Annotated in this window: 15 protein-coding genes; 10 read left to right on the forward strand and 5 right to left on the reverse strand. The window is 67.7% G+C overall.

Annotation, left to right across the window (positions count from 1 at the left end):
- The first annotated feature begins 188 nt into the window (after positions 1-188).
- The 5 genes from GLP40_RS24755 to GLP40_RS24775 all read left to right on the forward strand — a co-directional run bounded on the left by GLP40_RS24755 (position 189) and on the right by GLP40_RS24775 (position 5,277).
- A complete protein-coding gene (locus tag GLP40_RS24755) occupies positions 189-2,078 on the forward strand; it encodes a thiamine pyrophosphate-binding protein (protein ID WP_407671661.1) in 1,890 nt (629 codons plus the stop codon).
- Positions 2,075-2,734, forward strand: coding sequence for an SRPBCC family protein (locus GLP40_RS24760; RefSeq protein ID WP_154790399.1), 660 nt, complete (start codon positions 2,075-2,077; stop codon positions 2,732-2,734). Before GLP40_RS24755 ends, GLP40_RS24760 begins: the two co-directional genes overlap by 4 nt.
- Before the next feature lie 2 nt (positions 2,735-2,736).
- Entirely contained in the window at positions 2,737-3,747 is a 1,011-nt protein-coding gene (locus GLP40_RS24765) for a 3-oxoacyl-ACP synthase III family protein (protein WP_154790400.1), read from the forward strand.
- A 13-nt stretch (positions 3,748-3,760) separates the two neighbouring features.
- Positions 3,761-4,765 carry a pyridoxal phosphate-dependent aminotransferase gene (locus GLP40_RS24770; RefSeq protein WP_154790401.1) on the forward strand — a complete coding sequence of 335 codons (1,005 nt, stop codon included), beginning with the start codon at positions 3,761-3,763 and terminating at the stop codon, positions 4,763-4,765.
- Between the two features lie 122 nt (positions 4,766-4,887).
- A complete protein-coding gene (locus GLP40_RS24775) occupies positions 4,888-5,277 on the forward strand; it encodes a MarR family winged helix-turn-helix transcriptional regulator (RefSeq protein WP_230329915.1) in 390 nt (129 codons plus the stop codon).
- A gap of 110 nt (positions 5,278-5,387) precedes the next feature.
- On the opposite strand, the gene GLP40_RS24780 is transcribed toward GLP40_RS24775, so the two are convergent.
- Entirely contained in the window at positions 5,388-6,098 is a 711-nt protein-coding gene (locus GLP40_RS24780) for a Mut7-C RNAse domain-containing protein (protein WP_328290612.1), read from the reverse strand.
- A 222-nt stretch (positions 6,099-6,320) separates the two neighbouring features.
- On the opposite strand from GLP40_RS24780, the gene GLP40_RS24785 reads away from it, so the two are divergent.
- Entirely contained in the window at positions 6,321-7,823 is a 1,503-nt protein-coding gene (locus GLP40_RS24785) for a flavin-containing monooxygenase (RefSeq protein ID WP_154790404.1), read from the forward strand.
- Between the two features lie 49 nt (positions 7,824-7,872).
- On the opposite strand, the gene GLP40_RS24790 is transcribed toward GLP40_RS24785, so the two are convergent.
- Both GLP40_RS24790 and GLP40_RS24795 read right to left on the reverse strand, forming a co-directional pair.
- On the reverse strand, positions 7,873-8,058 hold the full coding sequence (locus GLP40_RS24790) for a hypothetical protein (RefSeq protein WP_154790405.1): 186 nt from the start codon (positions 8,056-8,058) through the stop codon (positions 7,873-7,875).
- Positions 8,059-8,110: 52 nt separating this feature from the next.
- Entirely contained in the window at positions 8,111-8,461 is a 351-nt protein-coding gene (locus tag GLP40_RS24795) for a hypothetical protein (RefSeq protein ID WP_154790406.1), read from the reverse strand.
- Between the two features lie 378 nt (positions 8,462-8,839).
- On the opposite strand from GLP40_RS24795, the gene GLP40_RS24800 reads away from it, so the two are divergent.
- Positions 8,840-9,859, forward strand: coding sequence for a helix-turn-helix transcriptional regulator (locus GLP40_RS24800; protein WP_154790407.1), 1,020 nt, complete (start codon positions 8,840-8,842; stop codon positions 9,857-9,859).
- Positions 9,856-12,255: an aminotransferase class I/II-fold pyridoxal phosphate-dependent enzyme gene (locus GLP40_RS24805; RefSeq protein WP_154790408.1), complete on the forward strand. Its 2,400-nt coding sequence runs from the start codon at positions 9,856-9,858 to the stop codon at positions 12,253-12,255. The genes GLP40_RS24800 and GLP40_RS24805 overlap by 4 nt, the downstream gene beginning before the upstream one ends.
- Before the next feature lie 45 nt (positions 12,256-12,300).
- Here the strand turns inward: GLP40_RS24805 and GLP40_RS24810 are convergent, their stop codons facing one another.
- Together GLP40_RS24810 and GLP40_RS24815 are read right to left on the reverse strand one after the other, a co-directional pair.
- Positions 12,301-13,293 (reverse strand): LLM class F420-dependent oxidoreductase, encoded by a 993-nt coding sequence (locus GLP40_RS24810; RefSeq protein WP_328290613.1) that lies wholly within the window; start codon positions 13,291-13,293, stop codon positions 12,301-12,303.
- 113 nt (positions 13,294-13,406) lie between these two features.
- Positions 13,407-13,874 carry a MarR family winged helix-turn-helix transcriptional regulator gene (locus GLP40_RS24815; RefSeq protein ID WP_328290614.1) on the reverse strand — a complete coding sequence of 156 codons (468 nt, stop codon included), beginning with the start codon at positions 13,872-13,874 and terminating at the stop codon, positions 13,407-13,409.
- Positions 13,875-13,954: 80 nt separating this feature from the next.
- Here GLP40_RS24815 and GLP40_RS24820 point away from each other — a divergent pair, with 80 nt between their 5' ends.
- Together GLP40_RS24820 and GLP40_RS24825 are read left to right on the forward strand one after the other, a co-directional pair.
- Positions 13,955-14,278 carry a rhodanese-like domain-containing protein gene (locus tag GLP40_RS24820; RefSeq protein WP_154790409.1) on the forward strand — a complete coding sequence of 108 codons (324 nt, stop codon included), beginning with the start codon at positions 13,955-13,957 and terminating at the stop codon, positions 14,276-14,278.
- Positions 14,279-14,393: 115 nt separating this feature from the next.
- The gene (locus GLP40_RS24825) at positions 14,394-15,083 is read left to right on the forward strand and encodes a dienelactone hydrolase family protein (RefSeq protein ID WP_328290615.1); all 690 of its coding nucleotides are present in this window, start codon (positions 14,394-14,396) and stop codon (positions 15,081-15,083) included.
- The last annotated feature ends 30 nt before the right edge of the window (positions 15,084-15,113 follow it).

Genomic DNA, 15,113 nt, shown 5'->3' on the forward strand with positions numbered 1-15,113 from the left:
TTATCCCCCTGCGTCCGGACCGGGGACCCCGCCGAAGTAGCCCCGGCGGGGTCTTTGCATGGCCAATTTGCCTGGGTTACAGCACTTTTCGGGCAACAGTGTGACCTGTGACACGTTGATCACGCTCGCTCCGGCTGGATACCTTGTGTGCGATGTATCGCGGACAAGGCAATGTGAGACGGAGGATCGTGTTCGAGAGCGCACCCGAATTCCGAACCGTGGCCGACCTCGTCGTCGAGCGGATCGCGGTCCACACCGACCACCTCTTCGGAGTAGGCGGCGCCAATATCGAGGACCTCTACGACTCCCTCCATCGCCACCCCACCCTCACCGGCATCATCGCCAAGCACGAATACGGCGCGGCCACCATGGCCGACGGCTACGCCCGCGCCACCACCCGTCTCGGCGTGGTGGCGGCCACCTCCGGCGGCGGCGCCATGAATCTTCTCGCCGCCCTGGCCGAATCCTTCGACTCCCGAGTCCCGGTCCTGGCCCTGGTCGGCCAGCCCCCGACCGCCCTCGAAGGTCGTGGCGCCTTCCAGGACACCGGCGGCCTCCCCGGCCGCCTCGACGCCGCCCGCATTTTCGCCTCGGTCTCCCGGTACTGCGCCAAAATCACCCGGCCGCAGGACATCTGCGATGAACTGGACCACGCCATCGAGGTCGCATTGTCGGGCGGCCCGGCGGTCCTGCTACTACCCAAAGACATTCAGGCGGCCCCCTCGGCGATGCCCGCGGAGGCGAAAAAAGCTCAGCCGCGAATCGACCGGGGAGGACCTGTCGCCGCCGGCTCATCCGGGAGTCCCCTCCTGCCCCACTGGGATCCAACCCCGCCGTCGGGGCGCGGTCGGGGCGCACCGTCGATCGCGGAATCGCCTCCGGAAAATGGTTTCGCCGCAAGGCAACTCGGTGGTGGTTCCGCACTGCCGCGCGGCGTCCTCGAAACGCTGGCGGAGGTACCCGCCGGTGCGCCGGTGGCGATCATCGCCGGTCCCGAGGTCGGCACCGCCGATGCGCGCGTGGAGCTGGCGGCGGTGGCGCGGGCGCTGGAGGCGGCCGTGCTGGTCACGCCGGACGCCAAGGACGCCTTCCCGAATCGCGATCCCCGGTTCGCCGGTGTCGTCGGCGTCATGGGGCATCCCCACGCGCCCGAGCTCGTCGCGGAGGTGCAGCTGTGCCTGCTGGTGGGCACGCCGCTTCCACTGACCGCACGGGCGGGATTGGATACGGCGCTGGCCGCATGCCCGCGGGTGGTGCACCTCGGCGCGGAGCAGCCGTTCGTCCCGGTCCACGCGGAGGCCCGGGGACCGCTGGCCACCCTGCTGAACGAGCTGGCAGCCCTCGCGAGCGGCGTGGCGGGGAAGGCCCGGCATCGCTCTGTCTCTGCGGCGACAGTCGATGAAGAGCCGGTCCCCATATCCACGGCAGCGCCGGGATCCATCGGTGCGCGGTCGGATCGCGGTGTTCTGCCCGAGCTCATGGCGCCGCCCGCATCCGGTCCGGGAGTGCGGTATCGCCCGGCGGTGGCGGCGCTCGAGGCGGCGTTGGAGCCGGGGACCGATGTGATCGCGGATGCCGGGAACACCGGGGCGGCTGTCGTGCACTACCTGCGGGTGCCCGAGGACGGACGGTTTCTCATCGCGCTCGGGATGGGTGGGATGGGGTACTCGTTCGGGGCCGGGATCGGGTGCGCGCTGGGTCGGGGGCGGCGGGCGATGGTGGTCGCCGGGGATGGCGCGTACTTCATGCACGGGCACGAGGTGCACACGGCCGTCGAGTATCAGGTCCCCGTCACGTTCGTGGTGTTCAACAACAATGCGCACGCCATGTGCGTGACACGCGAGCAGGTCTTCTACTCCGGCGAGTACAGCTTCAATCGATTCCGGGCGGCGGAGATCGGGGCGGGGGTGGCCGCCATGTTTCCGGGGCTGCCCACCTGGACCGCACGCACACTGACCGAATTCGAGCACGCACTCGAGAAGGCGCGGGCGACACCCGGACCCGCGTTCATCGAACTGCGGTGCGACCCAGACGAAATCCCACCGTTCGCACCCTTCCTGAAGGAGCCTGTCGCATGACCGAGACCGTCAAGGGCGAGCCGATCGAAGTCCCGGAGTTGGATGTGCCGGGCGTATACCGCATCGAGACCATGGCCCTGCGCGAGGGCATGCCGCTGGTGCTGGACATGACCCGCGCCGTGTACCCGCACGACGAGATCTACGGGCAGTACTGCACCGTCACCGAATTCATCGCCGCTCCGCCGGACGAGGTGTACGGATATCTGGCCGATACCCGCAGCCTCTGCGAATGGACCTACAGCATGCGGGGTTTCGAGCGAACCGAGGACCCCGAGATCTGGGTGTCGGACGACCGTATCGGCTCGCACACCCGCATCTACACCCGCACCGTCGCCAATGCCGACGCTCGCACCGTGGACTATCACTGCGCCTGGGATCAGGCCGACCATCTGTGGATGATCTACCTGATGCGGGTCGTGGACGCGCAACTGGTGTTGAACAAGCCGGGATCCGTTGTCACCTGGACCAATTGCCACCACCCGTTCTACGAGGACAACGGCTATCCGGAGGCCGCGCCGGAGGGCCGCCCGGTGTGGGTGGGCGACTTCTGGCACCTCTTCGCCGCCGGTCACCTGCTGGAACTGCGCAATCTCAAAGCGATCTGCGAACACCGGCACGCCAACGGCCGGCCGATCAAGCCGGAATGGATGGACTGAACATGAGCACCGTCAGCCTGATCGACGTCGCCGGGTACCTGCCCGAGAACATCGTCGCCGCGGACTATTTCGCGCAGTACGCCGATCCCGACGAGGTCACCTCGAACCTCATGTTCAAGGCGCCCGAGTTCCGCCACCACGTCGCGCCCGGTGAGGCGCCCGCCGATATGGCCGAGCGCGCGGTGGCCCCGATCCTGGCCCGCCAGGGCCGGGACACGCTGCGCGACATCGACATTCTCATCGTCCACACCCAGCTGCCCGATATCGGCATCGTCGGCAGCGGCGGTGATGTGGCCGCTCGCCTCGGCATCGCGCCGGAATGGCTGATAGACCTGCACAACGGCGGCTGCGCGTCGTTCGTCTACGGCATGAAACTGGCCCGCCAGATCCTGCTCTCCTCCGATGCCCGCTCCGCGCTCGTGGTGACCATCCAGAACGTGGCGGGCCAGATCTTCACCCAGGAGCAGGTGCGCGGCAAGGCGCAGGCCGCCATCCCGGGCGACGGCGCGGGTGCGGGACTGCTGGTGAAGTCCGGTGACTCGCCCATCCTGGATATCGAGACCCGGCATCTGCCGGAGTTCGCGGGGCAGATGACCGTCATCGCCGATCCGCCGCGCCGCTACTGGGAGGCCGGCGTCGGCCAGATGCACGTGGGCTTCACCGAATCCAAGATCGCCAAGGTGCTCCAGCGCGGTAACCGCCTGGTGCCCGAGGTCGCGAACGCGGTGTGCGAGCGCATCGGGGTGTCCTCGCAGGAGCTGGATCTGCTCGTCACCAACCAGCCCAACCGCGCCTTCCTGCGCAACTGGCGTGATGCCCTGCAACTGCCGCGGGAACGGCATCCCGATACCTTCGACGACTGCGGAAACCTGTTCGGCGCTGGCATTCCCGTCACCTTCGACCGGGCCGTGGACGAGGGCCGGGTGCCGACCGGGTCGCTGGTGATGTTCGCGGGCTTCGCGCACGCGGGCGATTTCGCCGGGGCCGCCGCGGTCCGGTGGGGCGGGCGTTGAGGGGCCGACCGCGATGAGCCCGCTGATCACGGCCGGATATCGGCTGCAGCTCAACGAGATTCCCTACGGACCACCGCCCTCGGTGCGGGAGGCGCTCAGCGCCGCCTTGGCCTCGGCCAACCGCTATCCGGAATTCCTGCCGCAGCGGCTGCCGCGGCTGATCGCCGAACGACTCGGCTGCGCACCCGACCGCATCGTGGTGGGGGCGGGCGCGACCGGCGTGATCATGCACATCGTGCAGGAGTTCGGTTCCGGCGCGGCGGAAGTCGTCATGGCGACGCCCACCTTCGACGGATTCCCCATCCTGACAACCATGGCCGGCGGACGGCCGGTAGCGGTGCCGCTCACCGAATCCGGTCGTCAGGATCTGGCAGCGCTGGCCGCCGCGGTGACCGAGCGGACCCGGCTGATCGTGGTGTGCCGCCCGCACAATCCCACCGGAACCATGGTTCCCGCAGCGGAATTCGAGGACTTCCTGCACGAGATTCCGGCGGCGGTGACCGTCGTGCTCGACGAGGCCTACGTGGACTTCGTCGCGCGAGCCGACCGCATCGACGTCCTCGCCCTACTGGAACGCCATCCGAACCTGCTGGTCCTGCGCACCTTCTCGAAGGCGTACGGCCTCGCGGCCCTGCGCGTCGGCTATGCCCTCGGCGCGCCAGAGCTCATCGAGCGAATCGCCCGGTGGCAGTTGCCGTTCGGCATGACCGGACTGGCCGAGGTGGCGGTGCGGGCCTGCTACGAGGCCGAGCACGAGATCGAGGCGCGAGTGGCTCTGCTCGGCGAGCATCGGGATCACCTCACCGGCGGCCTGCGCGGACTCGGCCTGTCCGTCCCCGATAGCTACGCCAATTTCTCCTACCTGACCCTGCCCGGTCCCGAGGCGGACCGGGTGGCAACCGCGCTGGCCGGCGCGGACATCCACGTCAAGTCCTATCCCACCGGCATCCGAATCACGGTCGGTGATCGCGCGGCCACCGACGCCGTGCTCGCCACGGTCCGCAGTACAGTGCAGTAATGCACGAACATCCGCCTTCCGCACCCGACGGGCAACGGGCCGGAGCGGACGAGGAGATCGACTACGCACTGCTGTCGCTCAATGCCCAGTTGTGCTTCGCGCTGTACTCCGCGTCGCGATCCATGACCGCTGCCTATCGGCCGTTCCTGGACGAGATGAACCTGACCTACCCGCAGTACCTGGTCTTGCTGGCCTTGTGGGAACACCCCGGCATCACCATGAAGGAGTTGGGTGAGCAGGTGCATCTCGACTACGGCACACTCTCGCCCCTGGTCCAGCGACTACAGTCGCGCGGCCTGGTCGAGAGCGTGCGCAGCGCCACCGACGGCCGGGCCGTGGTCCTGCACGCCACCGACGCCAGCCGCGTGCTGCAGCCGGGCGCACAGCAGATGATCCACACCGTGGTGGATCTGGTCGGCATCCCGATGGAGGACATCGAGACCCTCCGCGATCGGGTCAAGGTCCTGGGCGAGCGCCTGGACGCCGCGGCGGCGGCCGCTCGCGCCCGCTAGACCCGCCCGGCCCGCGTGCGTGTGGTGACCGACCGCCTGATCGGCGTCGGCCGGGAAGTCGGTGTTCACGCCGACGGGATAGTCGAGGCCGCGGTGGAGGTCGGAGTGAATCAGGCGAATTTGGCCAACGCGTCCGAGACGATGGCGTCCAGCCGCGCGTGGTGCGCGCCCTTCCAGTAGGTCTGGCCGCAGTCGACGCACTGGACGAAGGAGTCGTAGCTCTGGCCTGTGTTGTCGGGCAGGCAGTCGCGGACGGCTTCTCGGTCGGCGGCGCGCAGGGTGCCGTTGCAGGAGGTGCAGCGGGTCCAGGGGGCCAGGGGCGGGGCGAAGCGGGACAGCACGTCGTCCAGCTGCTCAGCCGGGTGGTGGCTGTAGACATAAGCACCGGAATAGATTTCGCGTCGGCGCAGCAGGCCGCGATCGCGGGACAGCAGAACGCGGTGCTCGGCGGCGGAGCGGGCCGCCAAGGCGGCGTCGCCGATATCCGGATTCTCGTATGCCGCATCGATTCCCAGCAGGCGCAGCCGCCGGGTCAAAGTGCCCAGGTGGATGTCGAGCAGGAAGCGCAGTGGTTCGGGGCTGATCTGCGGACGGGCCACCGCCGCCACCGTCACGGTCTCGCCGCCGCGGGGAATGTGGCCTGTCGCAACCGGTTCGCCGTTCACCAGTAGTGCGCCCACCTCGGTGAGCGGCACACCCAAGGACTCCACCACGTGTCCCAGCGTCGAGGTGCCGTCCACGCGAACCGGCGTGCTGTCGCGCTGACCGACGAGCACGCGCAACTCGGGCGCGAACTCGACGGCGATGTCCCCTGCGTTCACCAGCCCAGGATCCCAGAAAGCGCGCGCCGGTGAGCAACGGACAGCCGGTGGATTCTGCCCGGCGATATGTTCGCGCGGCATCCGCGGCGCCAGTGGGGGGTCGGGCGTGGAAGGGGACTCAGGTCCCGTCAGGTCACGCAGGTAGACGTTACCGCAAATAACATGTAATACTCGATGTGTCCGGACGCGGGTGTCCGGGCGCGACGAGAAGCGAGAACCTCAATGACGCGGCATGTCGACGTACTGATCATCGGGGCCGGCCTCTCCGGTATCGGCATGGCCTGCCATCTGACCCGGGAAAAGACCGGGCGCAGCTACCTGATCCTGGAGCGCCGGACCGCCATCGGCGGCACCTGGGACCTGTTCAAATACCCCGGCATCCGGTCGGACTCCGACATGTACACCTTCGGCTACGGCTTCCGGCCCTGGCACGGCACCAAGGTGCTCGCCGACGGACCGCGCATTCGCCAGTACATCGAGGACACCGCCGCCGAGTACGGCGTCACCGACCACATCCGCTTCGGCCGCAAGGTCACCAAGACCTCATGGACCAGCGACGAGGGCGGGTGGACCGTCGAGGTGCTCGACGAGCGCACCGGCAAGACCGAGACCTACACCAGCGACTTCCTCATCGGCTGCACCGGGTACTACGACTACGACAACGGCTACCGGCCGCGGTTCCCGGGCGAGGAGAACTTCGGCGGGCAGATCGTGCACCCGCAGCACTGGCCCGAGGACCTGGACTACCGCGGCAAGCGCGTGGTCGTCATCGGCAGTGGCGCGACCGCCATCACGCTCATCCCGGCCATGAGCACCGATGCCGCGCACGTCACCATGCTGCAGCGCTCGCCCACCTACATCGCCGCGCTGCCCGCCGACGACCCCGTCGCGGTCGGCTTCAAGTTCGCGAAAGTGCCTGCCGCCATTGCCTACAAGGCGGGCCGGGCGCGCAATATCGCGCTGCAGCGGGCCAGCTACCAGCTCTCGCGCACCAACCCGAAGCTGTCGGCCAAGCTCATGCTGGCCGCGGTGCGCGCGCAGGTCGGGCCGGACATCGATATGAAGCACTTCACCCCGAACTACAATCCGTGGGACCAGCGCCTGTGCGTGGTGCCCAACGGCGACCTGTTCCGGGTGCTGCGCAGGGGCGAGGCGTCCATCGTCACCGACACCATCGAGACATTCACCGAGAAGGGCATCCGCCTGTCCTCGGGCGAGGAGCTCGAGGCCGACATCGTGGTCAGCGCAACGGGTCTCACCGTGCAGATGCTCGGCGGCGCGCAGCTCGAGGTGGACGGGCAGACCCTGGCCACCCGGGATCTGGTGGCCTACAAGGGCGCGCTTCTCGGCACCGTGCCGAACATGATGGTGATCCTGGGCTACACCAACGCCTCCTGGACCCTCAAGGCCGATCTGGCCGCGGAGTACTTCTGCCGCCTGCTGAACCACATGCGCGACAATGGATACACCGAGGTCGTCGCGATCCCCGAGGAGGGCGACCGCTCCGAGGCGTCGCTCATGGGCGGCGCGCTGACCTCCGGTTACATCCAGCGCGGCGACGGCGTGATGCCCCGTCAGGGCACCCGCGGCCCGTGGCAGGTCGTCAACAATTACTTCCGGGACCGCGCGCTGCTGCGCAAGGCCCCGCTGGAGGACGGCATTCTGCGCTTCCGCCGCACCACCCGGAAGACCGCACCGGTCACCGCCGAAACCCGTTCGGCCTGACGCCTTCTCGCCCGCGAGCCCGGCCGTGCCCCCGTGTACGGCCGGTGGTTCACGAGGCGGTGACGGCCACCCCTCCCGCCGTCACCGCCATCGCCACCCGCGAGAGCGGGAGCATTCCCTCGCCGACCAGGGCCGCCGTCGTGTCCACGAACCAGAACGGTTGCGGTGCGGGCATGTTCACCGGGAGTGGCGGCGAGCTGATTACGCCGATCGAGCTGGATCTCCGGTGGGTCATGAGATCTCCTCCCGGGATCTCGAAAACCGGTGCCGGTCAGCGGATTCGCCGATCAGCCATGGACCGGGGCGGCCCGATGGGGCGGCGCGGCCGAATCGGTCCGCCGTTCCTGCCGGTCGGACCGATTCCACAGCCGCACAAGAACTTCGCGCAGCGTGAAGCCGAGCTCACCGGCCAGCAACTCGGCCACCTCCAGGGCCTGGTCGAGATCCTCGGGGTCCGGATCGCTCAGTATCTCGTCGAGCAGCATGGCGTGGCACGCCGCCTCGAGGGAGAACAAGCGGTCCGGGGCCCAGGTGAGGCGCCAGCTGTCATCGGAAGGAGTTGTGCGAATTGCCATTTCGGGCGTCTTGTCGCTGCGGATCACCCAGGGCCGGTGCTGGGGTTTCATCTCGAGGGCCATGAGGTTTCGGGCACCTCCTCGAAAGCGGTTGTAGCACAAGGATACTTCAGCGCAGGGATGGCACATAGCGAGAAGATTTGCTCATGATCGATACAAGATAAGCGCACGGTGCTAATAAGTAAGCGTCGTGCACTGTTCGTATCTCGAATATCGCAAATATCAGGCGTCTTCCGCTGCTAAAAGCGCATTACGGTCCAGCCGAAGGTGTAGCTGGGCGATGTCTCGCCTGTCCATCCTGGGTGATTTGACCGGTTAACCTGTCCGGTAAACGAATCCGGAGAAGCCTGCACGTTTCGTAATGGCAAAAATGACACAGCGTGCTTAGGATGAGCTACGCGTGACACGTCTGAGCAATGCAGAACATGATGGGAGACGAGCATGTCTCGCTCGGCCTCGGACGGCGAGCCTATCGGCGCGGTGGTCAAGCGACTGCGCCGGCAACGCAATCTCACCCAGGAGGCGTTGGCCGAACGGGTCGGCTGCTCGCGCAGTCTGATTCAGCAGATCGAGAACGGCAAACGCATACCGCCGCGCCTGCAACGGGAGAAATTGAGCGCGGTCCTGGGCGAACGCCTCCCCGGCCTCGGTGAGGAGACCGATGCCGAGGCCGCCATCAGTGACCTGCGCATCCGCTTCGACATCCTGCTGAGTCGGAAGCCGGATCTAGCCGACCGGGTTCTCACCCTCGCGCAGAGCCTCGCCGCGCTCGACGACACGGGCGAGGAACTCGTCCCGCTCCGGGAGATCGCCGAGCGGCAGCTGGCCCGGGCCGAGGAGGTCCTGATCCAGATCCCTTCCGGCAGCGTCGTTGTGCGGGAATGGAATACGGTCATCGACTGGCTCACCGTCCTGGATCGCGCGCGGGAGCGGATCTGCGCGATCCACAGCGCCGAACTGGGAGCGATCGGCGGCGACGTCGGCGACGAGTATCACCGGGCAATCCTCGCGAAGGCGCAGTCCGGTGTGTCGGTGCAGCGTGTCTATGTCCTGGACGACGTCGTGGACGTGACCCTCTATGAGGACAAGCTCTGGCAGCAGGTCAAGGCGAAGGTGGAAACCATACTGGTGAACCGGGAGTTCGCTCCCAATGCGCAGGGCATGCTGATTGTCGACGACAGCTATGTCCTGGCGGGCGATTACGATTTCCGCCGCCGCGAGCGGGACTCCAGCAGATTCTCGTCACTGTGGCAGGACGTCCAGGCCGCACACCGCAAATTCAACCATCTTCGTGACCTCAGGAGCTTCGGAAAGGCGCTTGTAGTCAACGATCTCGTCGAGCGGACGGGACTGGCCCGGTTCGAGCGCTTGGACCAGGAAGACTGCCGTGGCCGTTTTCAGGAGGCGCTGCGTCGGGCGTGGACCAACGAGGAGCCCGGATCCGAAGGCGCGCCCAGATGAGCCGAGGGGTCGCGGCCTCGCAGTCGCTGGACCCGGTCGACGTGGCGGACCGTTCCGACCAGCGCAAGCAGATCGCGCGGAGGTATCTCGACAGCGACAGCCGTTTTCCCGGGACGAACGGCCGCAGCCATCGCGGGATCATCGACGCCTATCACGGCGAGACCGGCCTGCCCATGGACGAGAACGCCGTGGCGGCCCTCAACAACGCATGGGCGGAGGTGATGGCCGGTCATGGCGCCGCGGGCGGCGGGAACCTCACCGACGGCCGGGACGGGACGCCGTACGCCAAGAGACAGCCACTGGTTTTGCGGAGACTGGCCGCGGAGCGGCTTTTCGCGCGGATATCGCGGCCTGTTGCCGGCATGCCCGGTGTCGACATCGATCCCGGCGAGGTGATCGTCGGTCCCTATTCGAGCACCGTCCTGTTGGAGGAGGCGATCGCCACGCTGGCCCGGCCGGGCGGTGTCCTGGTATGCCCGGAGGGCTACTACAAGAGTGTGGCCGGGCACGTCGCCAAGTTCGGCCTGCGAATGGCGGCCAGTAGCGTGACCGGCGACAACGACTTCAGGATCGATCCCGATTCCCTCGAGCGAACGCTGAAATCCCATGCGGCGCAGGGAAACCTGTGTGGCGTCCTGCTGACCCTACCCGGCAACCCGGTGGTCGCCGACTACACGGTCGAGCAGCTGGTCGAGATCGGCCGCGTCCTCGTCGCCGCCGAGGTGCCGGTGATCTGCGATATGTCGTTCGACCTGCTCGTCGAGGGACATATACCGATCGCGTCGATCGTCGTTCCCACGGCCCGCGGGCCGGTCCGTCTGTACGACCGTGTCCTCAGCATCACCGGTAATTCCAAGGCGTTCAATGCCTTCGGTCCGTGCAAGCTCGGTGCGGCGTGTTCGGGCGACAAGGTGTGGTTGGCCTCGGTTCGCGAGCGTCTGCGCGTCGCGTTCCAGCGTGAGACGACGCATCTGGTCCGGGCCACGATCGAGGGCACCTCGGAGGACTACCTGATCCGCAACCGCACACTGCTCCGGGAGCGGATGGCAACCGCACGGGCCCTGGTGGCCGGGATCAATGCCGGATTCGGCACCGAGCTGCTGCGGTGCCTGGGCAGCCAGGACGGCATGTTCCTCACCATCGAATTCGATGCCGAGGTGATGTCGGCGGCGGCGGTACGGTCCAGCGCGGATCTGGAGGACCTGCTGCTGATTTCGGCCGGTGTCGACTGCGTCGCACTGGACCGCACCGGATCACGTCGAATGGGCGTGCGGCTCAATGTGACAACGCCCCGGCGTGCTACCGGCGAAGTGGGCCCCGGCCTGGTACCCGAGTTGTTCGACCGCATCGAGCGCCTGCTCCAGCGGATCGACGACGGCATGACGTATTCCGGCGCCCTGCTGGAACGCCGCATTCCCGCCCGCTCCCCGCGCGTCACCACCGTCGGCGTGCTGCGCGAAACCGCCGCGGACGAGTTGCGTGTCGCCTCGACCCCCGACGATGTGACGGCCTTGGTCCGGAGCGGGCTGAAAGTGGTGGTGGAGCAGGATGCCGGCCGGTGGGCCACCTTCGACGACGCCGACTATCGGGCCGCGGGGGCCTCGGTGGTGCCCGGACCGGAGTCGGTCTTCGCTGCCGCCGACCTGATCACATGGGTGAAACCGCCTGCCTACGACCTCGATACGATGCCGACCAGAACCGGGCAACTGCTGCTCGGGTTCCAGGATCCGGTGAAACGCCGCCGGTCCATTCACCGGCTGAGTCAATACGGGGTCGAGTCGGTGGCTTTCGAGCACATGCCGCCGGATCTCGAAACGGCCCAGCTCGATCCGCTGAGCGCCATGAGCCGGATCGCCGGTGAAGTGGCGTACCTGGAGGGGCGCGGGCAGCTGCGCGATCAGGATCCGGATTGCGTGGTGTGTGCCCTGGTCATCGGCTGTGGGCAAGCCGGGCTCGCGGCCATCGACGCCGCGGTCCGCTCCGGCGATGTACCGCCGGCCGCGATCGGCAGCCGTGTCGAGCAGCGCGCGGTCGCATTCGCACACGGCGCGAAGAGGTTCGTCCTCGATCCGGATCCGGCTATGGTCGCCCGCTGTATCGCTTCCGTCCGGCCGAATCTGGTGGTGTGCGCCGCAGGGCGTCGCGGGAGGCCCGCACCGGTGCTACTCGACCGGGAGGGTCTGGCGGCGCTCCCGTTCGGTACGGTGGTGGTCGATTTGACGGCCAAAGCCGGTGGCAACTGTGTGGTGACCCGCGTCGACGACACGGTGACGCTGGCCAATAATGTCACCGTGGTGAGCCGTTCCAACTTCCCTTCCGCCCGTCCGGATATCGCGAGCCGTGCCTACGGCGCGGCGGCGGCCACCGCGATTCTGGGGTACAGCGCGGCCACATAGATCAGGCGGAAGGGATGTCATCCCACGCCTGAGCGTATGCCGCGCTCAGCGCAGCGCGGGAATGACCTCGCGCTCGAAGAGTTCCAGGCCCGAGGTGTCGTAGGCGATTTCGGGGAAGTAGTGGATGGCGTAGGCGAGGCCGAGATCCTTGATGCCCGAGAGCCTTTCGACGATCTGCTCGGGGGTGCCGACGCCGAGGGAGCCACGGAACAGATCCTTCACGTGCTGTGCCGCGCCTTCGGCGCCGACGAACGGGGTCAGCCGCGCTTCCAGCTGGGACAGGCGATCCTGGACCTCGGCGTCGGTCGCGCCGACCAGGGTGTTGAAGTTGGAGCCGCGGGTGATGGCGTCGAAATCCGTTCCGACCTCGGAACAGTGCGTGCGCAGCAGTTCGGACTTCCGGGCGAACGTCTCCGGATCGCCCGCGAAGTTGGTGTACTGCGCGTGCTTTGCCGCGATCCGCAGCGTCACCTTCTCGCCTCCGCCCGCGATCCAGATCGGAATCCCGCCCTCCTGCACCGGAAGCGGGCGCACGATCGCGCCGTCGACCTGGTAGTGCTTGCCGTCGAGGGTGGCCTTACCGGTGGTCCACGCCTGCTCGAGGATCTGCACGCCTTCGTCGAGACGCCCCAATCGCACACCGGCGGAGGGGAATCCGTAGCCGTAGGCGCGCCATTCGTGTTCGTACCAGCCGCCGCCGATGCCCATCTCCACGCGGCCGCCCGAGATGAGGTCCACGGTGGCGGCGACCTTGGCCAGGTAGGCCGGATTCCGGTAGCTCATGGCGGTGCACATCTGGCCCAGCCGGATGCGTGCGGTGCTCGCGGCCAGCGCCGACATGAGCGACCACGCCTCGTGGGTCGCCTCCTCGGTGGGCACCGGCACGGTGTGGAAGTGGTCGTAGACCCACAGGGACTCCCAGGCGTCCCCGGAATCCGCGCGCTGGGCCAGGTCCCGCATCACTCCCCATTGCGCGGCGGGGTCGATGCCGACCAGGTCGAGTCGCCAGCCCTGCGGGATGAAGATGCCGAAACGCACGAGATATCTCCTCTGGTCGAATCATTCCGATCGAATCCGGTGGGATCGATTCCCGCGTCCACTGTTCCCGTCGCCCGCCCGCTGGGCAACCGTTCGGTACAGCCCGCGCCGAACTACGGCGCGCCGACTCCGGGCGAGGCTATCTCGGTCGGGGCCAGCACCTTGCGCAGCGCCGCGGCCACGGTCTCGAGTTCGGCCGGATCGAGCTTGCCGCCGAAGCGCCGCTCGATTCCGGCCAGGTAGTGCGGCGCGGCCTCGCGGAAGCGGCGGCGGCCCGTGTCGGTGATGCTCACGAATGCCGAACGCCCGTCGTCCGGGTTGGATTCGCGCCGCACCAGCCCGTCCGACTCCATCTCGGTCACCAGCCGGCTGACCCGGGTACGGCTGAGCACCACGCGTTCACCCAGATCGCTCATCCGGAGCCGGTGCGGCCCATCGAGTTCCAGCAGCACGTCGTACCAGCTCAGCGGGAGCCCGGTGGCGCGTCGCAGTTCGGCGTCGAGTTCGGGCACGAGCCTGGCGTGGACCTGCAGGAGCGCGGCCCAGGCGTGCACGGCGGGAAGGGATCGGGATGCGGACACCCGCCCATCATAACCAGTTGCGTGCGCGCGCACTCAAATAGTAGCGTGCACACGCACATAATTTTCGGGAAAGGAACCCCATGACCGCACTCATCACGCGCGCCGAACTCGTCGAGGAGATCGAGGCCGGTTCGGTCATCGTGCTGGACGCCCTGGGCGGCGAGTACTACGCCGAGGCCCACCTTCCCGGTGCGCTCGCGCTGGTCGAGGCCGAGGTGGAAAACCTCGCACCACAACTGCTTCCGGATCGTGACGCGGCCATCGTCACCTACTGCTCCAATGCCGCGTGCCCCAATAGTCAGAACGTGGCCACCAAGCTGGAGCGCCTGGGCTACACCAATGTCCGCAAGTATCGCGACGGCATTCAGGATTGGGTCGAGGCGGGCCTGCCCGTCGAAAGCTGAGCACGCACACCGCGAATCGCCCGCCCCCGTCGCGACGCGCGGCGGGGAGCGGCGGATTGTCCCAGACGCGTTACGATGCCTCGGTTAGTTCGATCTCCGACGGAGGGGCGCACCGGTGAGCACGATCCAACTGACCACGCCCAACGGCACCATCGACGCGTACGTCGCCACCCCGGCCGGATCTGGGCCTTGGCCGGGCGTTGTGGTGCTGCACGACATGGTGGGCGTCAACCACGACATGCGGACGACCGCCCGCCGCCTGGCCGAGAACGGCTACCTCGCCATTGTCCCGAACCTGTTCGCGCGCGGCCGCGTTCGCTGCGTGCCGAGCATGATCCGCGAACTGCTCTCCAATGGCGAGGGCACCACCGTCCACGACATCCTCAGCGCTCGCGCCCATCTCATCGCCGACCCGCACTGCACCGGCCGGGTGGCCGTGGTCGGGTTCTGCCTGGGCGGCGGGTTCGCGCTGCTGGTCGCGACCAAGGGCTTCGATGCCGCGGCGCCTTTCTATCCCTCCGGCCGCGGCAACTACGAGGACATCCTGCGCGGATCCTGCCCCATCGTCGCCAGCTACGGTGCACTCGACCCGGCCAATCCCGGCCGCGGTCCGAAACTCGAACGGGTGCTGACCGAGTACGGCATCGACCACGACGTGAAGACCTACCCCGGCGTCACCCATGCCTTCGCCAACCTCACCCCCGCCGAACCGGTGATCCGGGTAACCGGCCTGGGCTATAACGAACAAGCCACCAAGGACGCCTGGAAGCGAATCTTCGCCTTCTTCGAGACGCACTTGCGCTGACCCGGCGGACTGCAGCGCGGAGGTCATTCC

This window comes from Nocardia aurantiaca, assembly GCF_009708175.1.
In the GTDB taxonomy this organism is placed as follows: Bacteria; Actinomycetota; Actinomycetes; order Mycobacteriales; family Mycobacteriaceae; genus Nocardia; species Nocardia aurantiaca.